The sequence below is a fragment of the Enterococcus sp. DIV2384 genome, from assembly GCF_050534975.1.
Lineage (GTDB): Bacteria > Bacillota > Bacilli > Lactobacillales > Enterococcaceae > Enterococcus > Enterococcus faecalis.
Genome location: NZ_CP172905.1, coordinates 2,466,040 through 2,481,344, shown reverse-complemented (window position 1 = coordinate 2,481,344; position 15,305 = coordinate 2,466,040). Strand labels below are relative to the sequence as shown.

At 37.5% G+C, this 15,305-nt stretch carries 19 protein-coding genes; 16 read left to right on the top strand and 3 right to left on the bottom strand.

From position 1 onward, the window contains the following. Window positions 1-68 precede the first annotated feature (68 nt). From IGK54_RS11890 to IGK54_RS11875, 4 genes are all read left to right on the top strand, one after another. Window positions 69-1,487, top strand: a complete 1,419-nt coding sequence (locus tag IGK54_RS11890) for a CHAP domain-containing protein (protein WP_002390314.1) — start codon at window positions 69-71, stop codon at window positions 1,485-1,487. Between the two features lie 177 nt (window positions 1,488-1,664). Beyond that, the gene (locus tag IGK54_RS11885; RefSeq protein ID WP_002354991.1) at window positions 1,665-2,234 is read left to right on the top strand and encodes a TetR/AcrR family transcriptional regulator; all 570 of its coding nucleotides are present in this window, start codon (window positions 1,665-1,667) and stop codon (window positions 2,232-2,234) included. 40 nt (window positions 2,235-2,274) lie between these two features. Continuing rightward, a complete protein-coding gene (locus IGK54_RS11880; RefSeq protein ID WP_002387365.1) occupies window positions 2,275-2,745 on the top strand; it encodes a low molecular weight protein-tyrosine-phosphatase in 471 nt (156 codons plus the stop codon). 88 nt (window positions 2,746-2,833) lie between these two features. Further along, window positions 2,834-3,064, top strand: a complete 231-nt coding sequence (locus tag IGK54_RS11875) for a hypothetical protein (protein ID WP_002383277.1) — start codon at window positions 2,834-2,836, stop codon at window positions 3,062-3,064. 47 nt (window positions 3,065-3,111) lie between these two features. On the opposite strand, the gene IGK54_RS11870 is transcribed toward IGK54_RS11875, so the two are convergent. Further along, window positions 3,112-3,846: a class A sortase gene (locus IGK54_RS11870; protein ID WP_002354994.1), complete on the bottom strand. Its 735-nt coding sequence runs from the start codon at window positions 3,844-3,846 to the stop codon at window positions 3,112-3,114. A gap of 233 nt (window positions 3,847-4,079) precedes the next feature. On the opposite strand from IGK54_RS11870, the gene IGK54_RS11865 reads away from it, so the two are divergent. From IGK54_RS11865 to thiT, 3 genes are all read left to right on the top strand, one after another. Then, the gene (locus tag IGK54_RS11865) at window positions 4,080-4,865 is read left to right on the top strand and encodes a hypothetical protein (protein ID WP_002354996.1); all 786 of its coding nucleotides are present in this window, start codon (window positions 4,080-4,082) and stop codon (window positions 4,863-4,865) included. Window positions 4,866-4,942: 77 nt separating this feature from the next. Beyond that, complete coding sequence (locus IGK54_RS11860) at window positions 4,943-5,596, top strand: PepSY domain-containing protein (RefSeq protein ID WP_016633395.1); 654 nt, start codon at window positions 4,943-4,945, stop codon at window positions 5,594-5,596. Between the two features lie 162 nt (window positions 5,597-5,758). Then, window positions 5,759-6,334 carry an energy-coupled thiamine transporter ThiT gene (gene thiT / locus IGK54_RS11855; RefSeq protein ID WP_002354998.1) on the top strand — a complete coding sequence of 192 codons (576 nt, stop codon included), beginning with the start codon at window positions 5,759-5,761 and terminating at the stop codon, window positions 6,332-6,334. A gap of 119 nt (window positions 6,335-6,453) precedes the next feature. On the opposite strand, the gene IGK54_RS11850 is transcribed toward thiT, so the two are convergent. Beyond that, complete coding sequence (locus tag IGK54_RS11850) at window positions 6,454-6,816, bottom strand: hypothetical protein (RefSeq protein WP_002354999.1); 363 nt, start codon at window positions 6,814-6,816, stop codon at window positions 6,454-6,456. 216 nt (window positions 6,817-7,032) lie between these two features. Between IGK54_RS11850 and IGK54_RS11845 the strand changes: the two genes are divergently transcribed. Together IGK54_RS11845 and IGK54_RS11840 are read left to right on the top strand one after the other, a co-directional pair. Then, a complete protein-coding gene (locus tag IGK54_RS11845; protein ID WP_002419589.1) occupies window positions 7,033-7,809 on the top strand; it encodes a peptidase C39 family protein in 777 nt (258 codons plus the stop codon). 75 nt (window positions 7,810-7,884) lie between these two features. After that, window positions 7,885-8,436: a DNA-3-methyladenine glycosylase I gene (locus IGK54_RS11840; RefSeq protein ID WP_430603039.1), complete on the top strand. Its 552-nt coding sequence runs from the start codon at window positions 7,885-7,887 to the stop codon at window positions 8,434-8,436. A gap of 69 nt (window positions 8,437-8,505) precedes the next feature. Here IGK54_RS11840 and IGK54_RS11835 read toward each other — a convergent pair whose 3' ends face one another. After that, window positions 8,506-9,258 carry a MurR/RpiR family transcriptional regulator gene (locus tag IGK54_RS11835; RefSeq protein ID WP_002365331.1) on the bottom strand — a complete coding sequence of 251 codons (753 nt, stop codon included), beginning with the start codon at window positions 9,256-9,258 and terminating at the stop codon, window positions 8,506-8,508. A 143-nt stretch (window positions 9,259-9,401) separates the two neighbouring features. Here IGK54_RS11835 and IGK54_RS11830 point away from each other — a divergent pair, with 143 nt between their 5' ends. The 7 genes from IGK54_RS11830 (at window position 9,402) to IGK54_RS11800 (ending at window position 15,288) form a co-directional block, all read left to right on the top strand. Beyond that, window positions 9,402-10,217 carry a carbohydrate deacetylase gene (locus IGK54_RS11830; protein WP_002387362.1) on the top strand — a complete coding sequence of 272 codons (816 nt, stop codon included), beginning with the start codon at window positions 9,402-9,404 and terminating at the stop codon, window positions 10,215-10,217. Window positions 10,218-10,303: 86 nt separating this feature from the next. Next, on the top strand, window positions 10,304-11,398 hold the full coding sequence (locus IGK54_RS11825) for an acyltransferase family protein (RefSeq protein ID WP_430603036.1): 1,095 nt from the start codon (window positions 10,304-10,306) through the stop codon (window positions 11,396-11,398). 146 nt (window positions 11,399-11,544) lie between these two features. Then, a complete protein-coding gene (locus tag IGK54_RS11820; RefSeq protein WP_002361048.1) occupies window positions 11,545-11,982 on the top strand; it encodes a PTS sugar transporter subunit IIA in 438 nt (145 codons plus the stop codon). Window positions 11,983-12,008: 26 nt separating this feature from the next. Beyond that, complete coding sequence (gene agaV, locus IGK54_RS11815) at window positions 12,009-12,485, top strand: PTS N-acetylgalactosamine transporter subunit IIB (RefSeq protein WP_002355007.1); 477 nt, start codon at window positions 12,009-12,011, stop codon at window positions 12,483-12,485. 45 nt (window positions 12,486-12,530) lie between these two features. Continuing rightward, on the top strand, window positions 12,531-13,682 hold the full coding sequence (nagA, locus tag IGK54_RS11810; protein ID WP_010821890.1) for an N-acetylglucosamine-6-phosphate deacetylase: 1,152 nt from the start codon (window positions 12,531-12,533) through the stop codon (window positions 13,680-13,682). A 24-nt stretch (window positions 13,683-13,706) separates the two neighbouring features. Beyond that, on the top strand, window positions 13,707-14,480 hold the full coding sequence (agaW, locus tag IGK54_RS11805) for a PTS N-acetylgalactosamine transporter subunit IIC (RefSeq protein ID WP_002365326.1): 774 nt from the start codon (window positions 13,707-13,709) through the stop codon (window positions 14,478-14,480). Beyond that, a complete protein-coding gene (locus IGK54_RS11800) occupies window positions 14,452-15,288 on the top strand; it encodes a PTS system mannose/fructose/sorbose family transporter subunit IID (RefSeq protein WP_002396861.1) in 837 nt (278 codons plus the stop codon). The genes agaW and IGK54_RS11800 overlap by 29 nt, the downstream gene beginning before the upstream one ends. The last annotated feature ends 17 nt before the right edge of the window (window positions 15,289-15,305 follow it).

Here is a 15,305-nt window from a genome sequence, read left to right as displayed (position 1 = left end):
TAAAAAAGCTTAACAAAAAAGGATTTTCGGAGGACAACAGATTGAAGAAAAGTGTATTATCGGCTCTAATGGTATGTTCCATTACCTTAACAAGCGTAGCGTTGCCATCCGCAGCATTTGCAGATGAATACGATACAAAGATTCAACAACAAGATCAAAAAATTAATGCGTTAACTAGCCAAATGTCAGATGCAGAAGCAAAAGTTGCCGCGATTGAAAATGATATGGTTGAAACGGCCAAACAAATCGATACATTAACAGCTAAAAAGAACAAGCTATCATCAGAAGTATCTAAATTATATAGTGAAATTTCTGATTTGAATGTCCGTATTCAAAAACGTGAAGTACAGATGACAAAACAAGCACGCGATGTCCAAGTGAATGGTCAAAGTGATTCAATTATTGATGCTGTCTTAGATGCAGATTCAGTAGCAGATGCAATTGGTCGCGTTCAAGCGGTCTCAACAATGATGAGCGCCAACAATGAATTACTAGAACAACAAAAAGAAGACAAAGCGACTGTTGAAAAGAAAACAAAGAATGTTGAAAAACAAATTGCTGAATTAGAAGCAGCAACAAAAGAACTAAATGACAAAACAGAATCATTAAAAACATTGAAGATTCAACAAGAAGTGGCTAAAAATGATTTAGAAGCACAACGTTCTGAAGAACAAGGGAAAAAAGACGGCTTCATTAAACAGAAAAAAGAAGCGGAAAAACGTTTAGCAGAAGAACAAGCACGCCAACGTGCAGCTGCTAAAAAAGCAGAAGAACAAGCGGCAGCGCAAGCACAAGCCGCAGCACAAAAAGCGGCAGCAGAGCAAGCGAAAGCAACAAAAGCAGCCAATGAGGCAGCAGCATCTGCTGCTGAAGAAAAAGCCGCAACACCAGCAGTAGAATCATCAACAACTACTGAAAGTACCACAACGCAAGAAACAACAACTTCAAGTACTGAAACAGAAAGTGTTGTAACAACACCTGCAGCAGCACCTGAAAAAGAAAAAGAAGTTCCTGTAACTAACCCAACGACTCCTGAAAAAGGTAATGAAGCAAAACCAGGGAATGGTGGCGTGACTTCAGGAAAACAAGCCGCAATTAATGCAGCTTTAGCAGATGTTGGTAATTCTTATGCAACAGGTTGGAATCAACCAGGCGAATGTTTAGTATCTGTTCGTCGCTGGTTAGCGGCAGGCGGTATTAACTTCGGTTATGGTGGTCCAAACAGTGGCTATGTTGCTTCTGGCGCAACACAAGTTAGCTGGAGTAACGTGCAACCAGGCGATGTTGTTCAATATGAAAGTGCCTATAGTCCAGATAGCTGGATTGGTGGCGTGCATACTGTCTTAGTTACAGGTGTAAGTGGTGGAAGTGTCCAAATCGTTGAAGCGAACAACCCAGGAGGTTCTGGTTATGTTTCTTCTAACTCTAACTGGTCACCAGCACCACCAGCAGGATTCCGCGCTGTTGTATGGCGTTTTCCAGGCTAAATAGTCATCTATTAATAATTGATAACAAGGAGTGGCAACTAACAAAAATCGTTAGTTGCCGCTTTTTTTATTCATTTAATTTTAAATATATGCATAAAATGTATCTGAAAATATTGTAATCTGGCCATTTTTTTGCAATTATAGAGGTATATACATATTAGGAGCGGAGGAATCAGCATGAGCGGAACGCACGATACAAAACAAGCAATCGCTTCAGCTTTAATAGAATTATGTGAACAAAAGGATTTTCGTAAAATAAGTGTCCAAGATATTACCAAAAAAGTGGGCTTGAATCGCCAAACATTTTATTATCACTTTACAGATAAATATGATTTATTACGTTGGATTTATCGTCACGATGCATTGATTTACTTGGAAACAGATATTTGTTTGGAAAACTGGGAGGAACAAGCCCTGAAGTTATTAAAAGCGATTAAAGAGAAGAGTCATTTTTACTATACAACGGTGACCTCAGATTCAGAAGTTCTTCTTAATGTTTTTTCCGCTTCGACCAATCGCTTATTTATTTCATTATTTGAACAAGTCGATGTTGAGAACCATTTAACAGATAAAGATAAACAATTTTATGCGAATTTCTTTTCTTATGGATGTAGCGGCGTCTTAACGAAATGGATTCTTGAGGAATATCCTCAGACTCCTTTGGAAATGGCGACGCAATTATTCCGTTTAGCGAAAGATACAGAATTTATGGCTTATCATTTGTATGAACAAGAAGCCAATGAGTAATGTGTGAAGGATAAAAAGTTTTATGAAGGAGTGAAACGTTGTGGTAACTGTGTTATTTGTTTGTTTAGGCAATATTTGTCGCTCGCCAATGGCAGAAGCGATTTTTCGTCAGAAAGTCCAACAAGCCGGTTTAGAATCGACTATTCAAGTGTTTTCAGCAGCTACTAGCCACTGGGAAGTTGGCAGTCAGCCACATAAGGGAACCAGAAAAATTTTGGAGCAACAAGGAATTTCCTATCAAGGAATGCGGGCGACACAAATCCAGCCAAGTGATTTTAAAAAATATGACTATATCATTGGGATGGATACGAATAATGTGGCCGATTTAAAAGCATTAGCTCCTCAAGAAGAGCAACCGCGGATTCATTTATTTATGGAAGTTGTGGCTGGTAAAGAAACCATGGACGTACCTGATCCTTATTATACTGGAGATTTTGAGGAAACTTACCGCTTAGTGGAAGCAGGTACCTCAGAATGGTTGAAAAAAATAAAAGCACAGCTGAAAGATTAGGACTATAGTCCGATAGTACTTTCTGTTTCCCCTTGGTACAATAGTGTTAACAAATTGTTCAGGGAAAAAGAGACAGGAGGGAAGTAAGATGAACAGTAGTTATTTATCCTATGTTTTTGAATTGAGTTTGTATTATTTATTGTTGATAATGAGTCTGCCGCTAGTGTATGCTGTCACGTATCATTTATCTTTTAGTAGTATGTATACAAGTGAATGGTTAATGATCTCTGTTTTCTTATCTCCGTTAGTTTTATTATTTGCAGGTATTCGTTATGGTTTTGCTCGTCTGAAACAGCAAGAACGTCAAGCGATGAAATAAAGCAAAAAATCCTTGAAAAGTGTCAAAACTTTTTAAGGATTTTTTTATTAAGCCACCCAATCGGCTAAGGTTTTTTGCTCCAATTGGAAAGCCTTTAACATATCGTCGTTGGCGTCTTTAATAGGCGTCGTTGCTGCTAATGTTCCTTGAACAGCAATTCGCGTCGTTGCTTGTAAATCGCCACAGGTAATTAAGGTAATCATATTTTGACCAGGAACGTCATCAATTAACTCAACACGAGTTGGTTCGATTTTTTCTACAGAAGTTATTTTGTATGTATAAACAGTAGATAAATCAGTGATATAAATGAGTTCGTCTTTTTTGGTTCTTTCTAAAGGTGAAAATAAGGAAACACCATCTTCCGTTCGATGACTAGCCAAGGCATAATTGTTTTTCCCCATGACTTGATCTTCTTTCATGGTCCCCGCACCAGTTAATAAAGCGACATTTGACAATCCTTTAAAAATGGGCAAATTAATTTCGACACTTGGTATCGCAATGGCACCAATCACAGGTAAGTTTTTGTTTTCAAATTGGGCTTTCATCACCGCTTCTGTGCTCAAGGACTCAACTGAATCAAAGTCAAACGTTGTTTCACGGGCCATGTTTTTCTTCACATCAGCTGGTTTCAACTTGCTAACGGCGTACGAGCGGCTATTTTGTTGAACCACCCAACTGCGTATCTGATTGTTAAAAATTAAGGCCAAGCCAATGATAAATAGTAAAACTAATAAGCTGTTGATTAACCAATTTTTTCCTCTTTTTTTCTCTTTTGGGCGCATATTCTCCCTCCTTTTAATGTATCAAGTTTACCACAATTTATTTGAAAAACCTATTTATTTTCTTTGGTGAATAGGTAAGCTAGCTGGACCTTGATTTAATAAAAAACAACTGAATCGATTGATTTTTCAAAAAAATCCTCATTTTGTAATGGAATTTTAAAGTAAAAGAAACAAGCTTTTCTTTTGAAAATATTGTAAAATGGTAAGGAGGCTAGTAGAGGGGAGATGGGAATTTGCTTGATTTAATTTATGTACATATAGATGTAACCAGCAACGCGGTTTTATCTAAAGGAATTACCCATTCCGATTTTGTTCGTTCAATTGTGCATCATCCACAGAACTTACTATTATTAGATCCTTCTGCCGAAGCTGGCGAATACGATATGCATTCAGGCTTGAAAATTATTCGCGGAGAAGAAAGCGTCAATCGCTATTTTCAATCGCTACAACGTCGTTGGATGACTGAAGAAATTAAATGGATTGACTTTTCCGATGTGACGATGCTAAAAGAGCTAACGCCATTAGAAATTTCGGAACTTCTTTATTTTGGACACATGAAGAATAGTTTGCATTCGCCTTTCTTTTATAAGCTACAAAATGATTTTGTCTTTTTTGAATTTGCAGATCAGATGACGCGTGTCTATTATCGTTATATTGATGAATTTTATCGAATCTTTGCTGATAAAATTACACGTGTTGTTTTAGAGAAAGTCAACCAGAAAAAGGCCTTCTTTAAACGAAATACGCCTGTCGAAAAATTAAGTCCTGAATTACTTAAAAATATGAAAGGTATCTTGCAAGAAGGTGTTATTTTTTGCTTCCAACAAACGGAAGTGGATAAAGAAGAATATCGGATTCCTATTTACTTGGTGGAAGATTCACTTAGCAAGATGAAAAATACGTCATACCAAAAAGAAGAAATTTTGGCAACGCTTGTCTATAATAGTGAAAAACGCATTTGGCACATTGAACAAGAGAATGATTTCGGTGAAATTTTTATGTTGGCCCATGAAGGCTGAGAGAGCTCTAACTTTATCAACTAAAGTAGGGCTTTTTTTTGTAGCTATGATTTGGATGAGAAATCAAGTATAATAAAATGATAAAAAGGAAAGAAGGTTGTTTAATGAAAAAAATACTCTATGGCTCTATGACTGGCTTGGCACTCTTTTTGGTAGCTGGCTGTACAGCCAAAACACCTACAGCTGTTTCATCAACAAATGAACAAAAAGAAACAGTAATATCAACTACTGAAACAAGTTCATCCGTACAACAAGAAGCAACGACGACATCAGAGAAGACAAGTGCGGTAGCTGTCTCTTTAGAAAAAGTAACGACAGCATTTGAGAAAAAATATCCAGAAGCTAAAATAACAAGTCTGCAGTTAGATACAGATTTTGGACGTTATTTTTATGAAATAGAAGGCGTGGATCAGCAAAAAGAATATCAAGTTGAAGTGAACGCAGAAACAGGCGAATTCACAAAAGAAAAAGTCGAAACCTTGGATGTTGATGAACAAAATGGCGTTAAAATGCAAGAAGAGGCACTTGATTTAACAAATATCATTTCCAGAGAACAAGCCACAACCTTGGCTGAAAAAGAAGCGAAAGTCGGCCAGGCAACAGATTGGAAGTTAGAGAAAGAATTAGGAATCACCTATTGGGAAGTAAAAGTGAAAGAGGGCCAACAAAAAATAGAGGTAAAAATCGATGCTCATTCTGGTAAAATTTTGACAACTGAGCGGGATGATTAATGGATAAAAAGTAGCTGGCATGCGTTAGAGTAGGAGTTGATTCCCTTAAATGCTGATCAGCTATTTTTTTGCTTGTTCGACAAACGTGTTTTTCTAAAGTCCCTATGGTAAAATAACGATGTATTAGTGGTTGAGAGCGTCAGAACATAGGAGGAAATTTGTTTGGCTAGAAAAATGGATTTACGTATTTGGGTAGAAGGAACAGTCGTCGCAGCAATGGCAATGGCCCTCTCTTTTTTACCGATTGAATTTGCCAATAGTGGCTTGGACCTATCGTTGGGAATGGTCCCATTAGTTCTTTATTCGTTTCGTCGTGGGTTGCTTCCTGGAGTTGCAGCAGGCTTTGTTTGGGGCATGTTAAATATTATTCTCGGTACAGCCATGAAAAATTTCTTGTCCGTTCCACAGATTATTTTTGAATATCCCTTTGCTTTTGCGTTTGGAGGAATGGGTGGCGTATTCGCTAGAAAAATTCAACTGTATTTTCAAGCGAATCGTTTAAAATCAGCCATTCGTACGATTATTTTAGGAAGTGTTGTCGCAGTCTTCGCCCGCTGGTTTTGGCATTTTTGGGCGGGTGTATTGGTTTGGGGCATGTATGCACCAGAAGGGATGAGCCCATACCTCTATTCTTTTGTACTAAACGGTACGAGTACCGTCGTCAATTGTTTGTATGTAAGTCTAGTTCTAGGCTTATTGGCAAAAGTAGCACCGCAATTATTTGTTCCTAAGAAATAAGTTGAGTCCTAAGTCAGAAGTTTCATGGGATTTTGACTAAAGTCATAAATAAAAGAAACCACCAACCTGCAATCGACAGGCTTGGTGGTTTCCATTTATTTTATAAAGACTTCAATATTCTAGTGAATTTGACGTTGGTGACGATTGGCTAACGTGCTGACTTTCATGACAGAAGCAACAGGAATCATGCGCAACTGTTGTTCATCCGTTTGTAAACGAACGACGATATTGTCCGAAATATTTTTTGAGACAATCCAGCCGATCACCGTTTCGAATTTATGCGCTGTAGGGACTTCTTTCAATTGTAAGACCACTAAGGATTTTTGGGCGGCAGCGACTTGGAGCTCTTGTAAAAGCGCACTGCGTTCCTTTTCTTTATTCTTTTGATCTTGAGAATCTTCTAAAAATGCCGAAAAGAAATGTTGGGAAGAGAGCGTAATCAGTTTAGAAATGCTCTTGATGGTAGCTTTATGTTGATCCATTCTTCTGCCTCCTTTACGAATAAAATAGAATAAAACTCAAATGACTAATTACCTGTATTTTACCTAATTTTGTGATAAAATTCAAGAAAATATGTTCGCCTTCAATAATTATGAGAATTTACCAACGTTTCTGTTTTTCGAAAAAGAAAGTAGTATAATGTGTGAGCATATAAGAAATACATAAGATTATCGGATGTAGTCAATAGATAGAAAAGGATGAATAGTATGTCAAAAAAACCATCAGGTTACCAAAAAAAAGTTCTCACGGTGTTGTTGGTATCGTTTGGCTTTGGCGGGTTGTTAGCGCAGTTTTCGCCGATGAAATCAGGTGGGTTTTCAAGTTGGTTTGATGATTCATATGTTAAAGCTAGTGCTGAATCAAGTAAAACAAAAGAACCAGCACCAGTTAAAATTGAGAAAAAAGTCAAACCTTTAAGCTATGGACAACAGGTCAATCAAGAAATTGAAAAGAAGCAATATGATGGACATCTGGATTTGCCGTTAGAATTGCAGACAGATGCTAAATGGAAAGACACCGCGTACGGATTTGGCAATGTAGATAAGCCGAATACAATCGAAATTAATGGATGTGCGATTGTGTCACTTGCAATGGTTGGTTCATACATGGATCACCAAGAAGTTACCCCTCTGGATGTGTTAGCTTGGGCAAAAAATGACTTCTTTATGGAAGGGCAAGGGACGGCGTGGTCTATTTTTGGTGCATATGCTGAAATGAAAGGCTATAACTGTCAAGAAATTGGGGATATTGAAACAGTGGCAGCTTTCTTGAAGGAAGGTCATCCAGTCATTATTTCTGTAAAACCGGGCTATTTCACTACAACTGGTCACATTATGGTGATGAGTGGTGTGGATGAAAAAGGCGATTTCTGGATTAATGATCCAAACGATTCAGAAGAAAAGGGCCATTCAAAACGGACATTTACAGCCGAAGAAGTGATGAATGAAGCGTTAAACTTCTGGGCATTTTATTAGGAATAAGAAAAGGTGTGGAACAACAGGCAGTGCCTTTGTTCGCATCTTTTTTAGCAAATAAAAGGAGGCAGGACAATGGAGCGATGTACTTGGGCAACGAATACAACTGAAGAGATACAAGCCTATCATGATGATGAATGGGGACGTCCAGTTCATGAAGAGCAACAGTTATTTGAGTTATTGACCTTGGAAAGTATGCAAGCAGGCTTAAGCTGGGCGATTATTTTGAATAAACGAGAAACGCTCAGAGCAGCTTATGATGCGTTTGATTATCGGAAAATTGCGCGATATGATGAGGAAAAAATTTTAGCTTTACTAGCAAATCCTGGTGTGATTCGTCATCGTTTAAAAATTCAAGCGACCATCACGAATGCGCAAGTTTTTCAAGAAGTTCAGGCAGAATTTGGCTCCTTCGATCGCTACCTCTGGAACTTTGTCGATCAGCAACCAATCGTTAATCACTGGCAGCACCCAGAAGAGGTTCCAGCCTCCACGGAATTATCGCAACAGATTAGTCGAGCGTTAAAAAAACGAGGATTTAAATTTTTAGGTGTCACGACAGTCTATTCCTTTTTACAGGCGGCGGGATTGGTGAATGATCATTTAGAAACGTGTCAGTATAAATAAGTATAGAAGAATTAAAAAGGAAGGAACTAGCAAAATGAATTGCTAGTTCCTTCCTATTTTTTTTAGTGATTATGGACACTCATTTAACATCGTTGAAACAGTTTTCGCCAACTTTTCTATTAAGAATAGTGCAGGTAGTTGGGACGTTACGTCTGCAATGGAACTTTTCTCGGTTGTGATATAGTAGGGAATCGTGACTGTTGAAAGTTGAGCAATCGTGCTTTTTTCACTATTTGTAATGGCAATTACATCAATTCCCATTTCGATGAAATAATCAATATTTTGCCGAACTTTTTGTGTTTCACCCGAAACTGATAAGGCGATAACGCCCACTTTTTTAGCCGTTTCTTCGGATAATTTGCTAACGGGATGGGAAAAAAGATGGGATACAGAAGCAGATAAATTGTAGATACTGGAAAAATAAATTTCACCAAATTCAGCTAGGACTTTGGACGTTCCTTCGCCAATAAAAAGAACAAATTCTTTTTTTGCCAGCAATTCCGCAGCTTGAACAATCCGTCCTTCTAATAATTCTTCTGATGAGCGTTGCAAAAAATGAATCAGCATTGTTTCATCTAAAGATTTTGGTTGGGCTGTTTTTTTTCGTTCGCTTAGATAATTCTTCAATTTAAATTTAAAATCTGTATAGCCTTCACACTCGAATTTTTGACAAAAACGCCAGATTGCCGTTTTACTGAAATGAATTTCATCTGCTAATTCTCGAATTGTCATATAAGGAACTTTTTCAATATTGTGGCTAATATACTTGTAAATCTCTAATTCTGTTGGATTTAATTGTGGATCATAGGTTAAAAACAGCATGCTGATCCCTCCTGTCGTTTGTGAACGTAATGTCCTTTTTTAGGGACATGGTCTTATTTGTAGATTATAGCACTCAATCAGAAAACTAGCTATAAAAAAAGGCGTCACTTAGCTACAATCAATAGAGAAACAACTAAAAATTCATGAAACAGAAGAGAGAGTGGGGAAAAATGAGCAATAAAAAATTAATTATCAACGCTGATGATTTTGGTTACACGCCAGCGGTAACGCAAGGAATCATTGAAGCACACAAACGTGGCGTGGTTACTTCAACAACTGCATTACCAACTTCTCCTTATTTTTTAGAGGCCATGGAGAGTGCTCGAATCAGTGCACCGACTTTAGCTATCGGTGTCCATTTAACATTGACATTGAACCAAGCAAAACCTATTTTACCTCGAGAAATGGTCCCTTCCTTAGTAGATGAAGCTGGTTATTTTTGGCATCAATCGATTTTTGAAGAAAAAGTCAATTTAGAAGAGGTTTATAACGAATGGGATGCTCAAATTATTTCATTTATGAAAAGTGGCAGACGCCCTGATCATATTGATTCTCATCATAACGTTCATGGAAAAAATAAAAAGTTATTGGGCGTAGCTTTGGCACTTGCTCGCAAATATCAATTACCTTTACGTAACGCCTCAAGAAGTATTGAAACAAAAGACTATTTAGAGTTATATCAGGATGTTCGCACGCCAGATGAAATGTTGTACCAATTTTATGACAAGGCGATTTCAACTGAAACCATCTTGCAATTGCTTGATATGGTTGTTTGTAGTGAAGGAGAGGTCTTTGAAATCAATTGTCATCCTGCGTTTATCGATACTATTTTACAAAATCAATCAGGGTATTGTATGCCTCGAATTCGTGAAGTGGAAATATTAACGTCTCAAGAAGTCAAAGAAGCGATTGAAGAACGCGGCATCTTGTTAGCCAATTATGAATCGCTAGCAATGTAAATCAAAGAAGCGTGAATAGCGTGTGAGTAAGTTCTTAATCCGAGCGCTTACTTACACGCTAAATTATTGAAAGAAAGAGGACGTACATGAGTAAAGAACAACCAATAAATCTGAATATCAGCGATTTTTTAAAAGTTTTCGCTGTAGCATCAGTTATTTTACAAACGGTTTTATCATACGTGTTGACACATTCTCCACAAACGGAAGCAATGAATTCAATCGGTAGTTTTTACCGAATGTCTAAATATTCGGCACCCATGTTTATTTTTGCAATTATTTACAACATGGTGTTAAAGAGTCAAGCTGAATCGTATCTTGAATTTTTAAAGGAAAAATTTTATGAATTGGTGCTTCCTTATGTGGTCTGGTCCAGTCTCTATCTATACGCTTTTCCTAGTTTACAACAACGAATGCCCTATGAAACGCCCCTAGGATTTCTAGGAAAAGTTCTCAGTGGTGATGGCGCGGCACATCTATGGTATGCCGTAATGATGTTGCAATTCCAATTATTTATGCCGTATTTTATTTGGTTGGCAACAAGAATTACAAAAAACAAAAAAGTGATTTTACCAATTGTTTTTTTTACAATCGGTGCGCATATCCTTTGGTGCTTCTGGTACCAGAAAATGATTTTTCCATATGCAGAAACTTCTCTTTGGTACTTAATAGATCGTTCAGGGCTTAGTTATCTCATTTATGGTATTTTCGGGGTCATCACAGCGAAGTATCAAGGGGAAATTTTTACTTTCTTGAAAAAGACAAGAGTGGCACTATTTCTGTTGTTTCTTTTTATTTTTTGGCAGGCAGTCCAAGGGAATTTATTTGATGGAACACAGATGACACCGAACGATCTACCTTATTTGGATCCTCTTCAAAGTGCCTATAGTTTACTGATTATCGGGTTGGTTTTTTATTTGGGAACACAAGGAATAGCCAAAAAGATTCGTCTTTTACCAATAGTTAAATGGATAGCCACTTATGCGTATCGCAGTTATTTAGCGAATGTTTTTGTTTTTCAATTGGTCTTGAAACTGGTCCATCCGTTTTTAACCAATCAACCAGTCAGCTTGGTTATTCTTGTGTTGTATATGGGTACATTTGTTGGCTCGTTTGGGTTAACGGTTGTAATCGAGCATTTTTTCAAAAGCATCTTTAAGTTGGGACGCCTTGTATCTATATAGGGACATGTTCTTAAATAGAAATCATTGTCCAAAATCATGGGAAAGCATACTCAATTGTCACAAGAATTGTTACACTCTTTGAGGAATAAGTTCTGCTTATCCAATTAAATAGTAAGCTCAGTAAATAGTTAGGGGAGAAAGAATAAATGATAGGTCTTATTTTAACGGGACATGGGGTATTTTCAACTGGAATGCATCAATCAGTTAGTATGATTGCAGGAGAGCAAGCAAATGTTCAGGCAGTCCCTTTTTTCAATGATACAGGGCTTGATGTATTAGAGTCAAACATTCGTAAAGCCGTTGACTCTATGCTGGAGACGTGTCCAGCAGTGGTCATTTTAACTGATCTTTTAGGTGGCACACCGTTTAGAATTTCAATGACTGTCGCAAGTAATTATCCAAATGTCGAAGTGCTAGCAGGAACAAATTTACCGATGGTTCTTGAAGGGCTTGCATTACGCACAATCAGCACGAACGTAGAAGATTTTGTTTCAATGGTCACAGATTCAGCCAGAGACGGGATTGTTCATAAAAAACTAGAACAACCACAAGCAAATACTCAAGAAGAAGCAGACGGAATTTAACCAATTAGAAAAGAGGAGGAAGCACTATGCCGAATATTTTATTAACAAGAATTGATAATCGCTTGATTCATGGTCAAGTCGCAACACAATGGAACGGTTCTTTAGGCGCCAACTTAATTTTAGTCGCAAATGATGCAATTTCTGAGGATACAATGCGCCAACAATTGTTAAACATGGCGGCCCCTGCAGAAGTACAAACCCGTTTTTTCTCCATTAAGAAAACGATTGAGGTCATTCATAAAGCCTCAGAAAGACAAAAGATTTTTCTGTTAGTTGATAATCCTGTTGATGCATTGCGCTTGGTAGAGGGTGGTGTGCCAATTGAAAAATTAAACATTGGTAATATGCATATGGAAGAAGGCAAAAAACAAGTAGCTACCGCTGTTGCCGTTAATAAAACAGATGTAGACGCCTTTAAAAAGCTACAAGAATTAGGTGTTAAACTTTCGATTCAACGTGTACCGTCAACGCCAGAAGAAAGTTTAGATGCATTATTTTCATAAAAAAGTAATGTTGGACAATAATTTTGAAGAGAAGAAGTGGGAAGAATGATTATTCAAAGTAAAAACGTATGGATTAACGAACAATTTCAACCAGCTCAAGTTGAAGTGTCAGAACAACGAATTGTTGCAATTCTACCGTACAATGAAAAAGCTGTCGATAAAGAATACGGAGCAAATCGCATTCTTCCAGGATTTATTGATATTCATGATCATGGTTGGCATGGTGGGGATGCCAATCATGCCAATCATGAATTTATCAAAGAGTGGCAAGCTTACCTTCCAGAAGAGGGGATTACAGCTTTTTTACCAACAACGTCAACAACATTTCCAAAAGACTTGGAACATTCATTTGAAGTGATTGGTTCATTTATTGAGGAAGACCAAGGAACCAACGGGGCACAAATCATAGGGATTCATGCGGAAGGACCAATGATTTCTGAAGAATTTCGTGGCTCTCATAATCCAGAGTTATTAGTAAAACCATCCGTTGAGACATTTAAAAAATGGCAAGAGTTAGCAAAAGGGCACATAAAATTAATGACGTTGGCACCAGAAAATGATGTAGAGAATGCCTTGACTACATATTGTCATGAACATGATGTAGTCATTTCAATTGGCCATACGGCTGCAACCTATGAACAAGCAATGGCAGCTGTCGAAGCAGGTGCAAAAAGTTTTACCCATACGTTTAATGGAATGGAAGATATCAGTCACCGGAAACCAACCGCAGTAGTTGCTGCTTTGGATAGTGAAGAAACGTTTGCTGAAATTATTGCTGATGGGGTACATGTTGATTATTCATTAGTACGTGTGTTAGCCAAACTAAAAGGCAAGGACTATTTAATTGCTGTGACAGATTCTATCTGGGCCAAAGGGTGTCAACCAGGCGTTTATCCAAAACCAGAAAAAGGGATCGAAATGGTTATTGATGAACAAAATGTGGTCCGTTTAGCGAATGGCAAGTTAGCTGGAAGTACGAACCATTTAAATAATATGGTTCGCAACCTTGTTGAAAAAGCATTACTTCCAGAAGTGATTGCTATTAATTCAGTCACGAAAAATCCAGCTCGTTTGTTGAATGTGAACGAATCTATGGGAGAAATCAAACTAGGGCTTTTAGGTAATTTTACAATTATTGATGAGAAATACGAAGTACTAGAAACCTTAGTAAATGGTGAAACAGTTTATAAAAAGTAGACGAAGTCTAATAGGAGGAAAAAAATGTTAGTACAGGCAATTTTGGTAGGAATTTGGGCTGGTATAGCAGGGGTTGATAAGCTTGTCTTACAGACACATATTCATCGTCCGATTGTTACAGGGCTGATTGTTGGTTTAATATTGGGAGATGTCAACACAGGGTTAATCACTGGAGCAACGCTAGAGTTAGTTTGGATTGGTGCAGTAGCAATCGGCGGTGCGCAACCACCCAACGTAGTAATTGGGGGAGTTATTGGAACAGCGTTAGCAATTATCACAAAATCTGACCCACAAGTGACCGTAGGTTTGGCTGTTCCTTTCGCAGTTGCAGCGCAAGCGTTAATTACCTTGTTATATACAGCGATGTCACCAATTATGCATAAATTTGATGCTTATGCAAAAAAAGCAGATACAAGAGGCATCGAAAGAATGTCTAGTTTTTTACCAATCGTTTTATTCATTTGTTATTTTTTTGTAGTATTTTTATGTATTTTCTTTGGTGCTGATAAAGCATCTAGTTTCATTTCTATTCTACCCGAATGGAGTATTCATGGCTTGAGCGTTGCAGGTGGTATGATGCCAGCAGTAGGTTTCGCCATGTTATTAAAAACGATGTGGGAAACATCCTACGTACCGTTCTTTATTTTTGGGTTTGTTATGGCTGCCTATTTAGGATTAGATACATTAGCGGTTGCAGGTTTAGCTGTCGCAATTGCTTTATATGAATTTTACGCACAAAGAAATAATACAGTCACTGCATCAAATAATAATGGAGGGTTTGAAGAAGATGGCATCTGAAGAAACATATAATGATACGATATCCGAAAAAGTAATAACAAAAAAAGAGTTAAAAAAAATAATGTTCCGTTCGTATCTGCTACAATCTTCATTTAATTATGAAAGAATGCAAGCAGGCGGCTGGACCTACTCATTAATTCCAGGATTGAAAAAGATTCATCGTGATAAAGAAGACTTAGCTCTTTCTTTGGAAAATCATTTACAATTTATGAACACGAATCCACAATTGGTGACGTTCATGCATGGTGTGATTATTGCAATGGAAGAGTCAAAAGAATCACCAAAATCCATTCAAGCGATTAAAACAGCGTTGATGGGCCCGTTAGGCGGAATTGGGGATGCGTTATTTTATTTAACCGTTTTGCCGATTGCAGCAGCGATTGGTTCACAACTATCATTAGAAGGCAATATCTTAGGACCAATTGTTTTCTTGTTGTTATTTAATATTCCGTATATGGCTGCCAAAATTGGGTTAATTAATCTAGGTTATAAAATGGGCGTCAAAGCAATTTCGGTCTTAAGCGAAAGTACCAAAAAATTATCTCGTTCAGCAACAATTGTAGGAATTTCCGTGGTGGGCGCGTTGATTCCGAAGAGTGTACAATTAACGACAACTTTTGTTTTTCGCTTGAAAGACACTAAGTTAGACCTTCAAACACAATTGTTTGATACAATCATGCCCAATTTATTACCTTTAGTGTTTACGCTGTTTTGTTTTATTATGTTGAAAAAAGGACGCACGCCGATTGCTTTAATTATTTTTACTGTGATTTTTGGGTTGTTAGGTTCTTTAATCGGGATTATATAAAAAAGATTTGGAACAAT

Excerpts from the sequence above, each read along its gene's own strand:
- IGK54_RS11840 (WP_430603039.1), top strand. The coding sequence starts at position 7,885 with ATGGAGCGATGTACTTGGGCAACGAATACAACTGAAGAGATACAAGCC.
- IGK54_RS11845 (WP_002419589.1), top strand. The coding sequence starts at position 7,033 with ATGAATAGTATGTCAAAAAAACCATCAGGTTACCAAAAAAAAGTTCTC.
- IGK54_RS11825 (WP_430603036.1), top strand. The coding sequence starts at position 10,304 with ATGAGTAAAGAACAACCAATAAATCTGAATATCAGCGATTTTTTAAAA.
- agaV (WP_002355007.1), top strand. The coding sequence starts at position 12,009 with ATGCCGAATATTTTATTAACAAGAATTGATAATCGCTTGATTCATGGT.
- IGK54_RS11890 (WP_002390314.1), top strand. The coding sequence starts at position 69 with ATGGTATGTTCCATTACCTTAACAAGCGTAGCGTTGCCATCCGCAGCA.
- agaW (WP_002365326.1), top strand. The coding sequence starts at position 13,707 with ATGTTAGTACAGGCAATTTTGGTAGGAATTTGGGCTGGTATAGCAGGG.
- IGK54_RS11860 (WP_016633395.1), top strand. The coding sequence starts at position 4,943 with ATGATAAAAAGGAAAGAAGGTTGTTTAATGAAAAAAATACTCTATGGC.
- IGK54_RS11885 (WP_002354991.1), top strand. The coding sequence starts at position 1,665 with ATGAGCGGAACGCACGATACAAAACAAGCAATCGCTTCAGCTTTAATA.
- IGK54_RS11835 (WP_002365331.1), bottom strand. The coding sequence starts at position 9,258 with ATGCTGTTTTTAACCTATGATCCACAATTAAATCCAACAGAATTAGAG.
- IGK54_RS11875 (WP_002383277.1), top strand. The coding sequence starts at position 2,834 with ATGAACAGTAGTTATTTATCCTATGTTTTTGAATTGAGTTTGTATTAT.
- IGK54_RS11870 (WP_002354994.1), bottom strand. The coding sequence starts at position 3,846 with ATGCGCCCAAAAGAGAAAAAAAGAGGAAAAAATTGGTTAATCAACAGC.
- nagA (WP_010821890.1), top strand. The coding sequence starts at position 12,531 with ATGATTATTCAAAGTAAAAACGTATGGATTAACGAACAATTTCAACCA.
- IGK54_RS11830 (WP_002387362.1), top strand. The coding sequence starts at position 9,402 with ATGAAACAGAAGAGAGAGTGGGGAAAAATGAGCAATAAAAAATTAATT.
- IGK54_RS11850 (WP_002354999.1), bottom strand. The coding sequence starts at position 6,816 with ATGGATCAACATAAAGCTACCATCAAGAGCATTTCTAAACTGATTACG.
- IGK54_RS11820 (WP_002361048.1), top strand. The coding sequence starts at position 11,545 with ATGATAGGTCTTATTTTAACGGGACATGGGGTATTTTCAACTGGAATG.
- IGK54_RS11800 (WP_002396861.1), top strand. The coding sequence starts at position 14,452 with ATGGAGGGTTTGAAGAAGATGGCATCTGAAGAAACATATAATGATACG.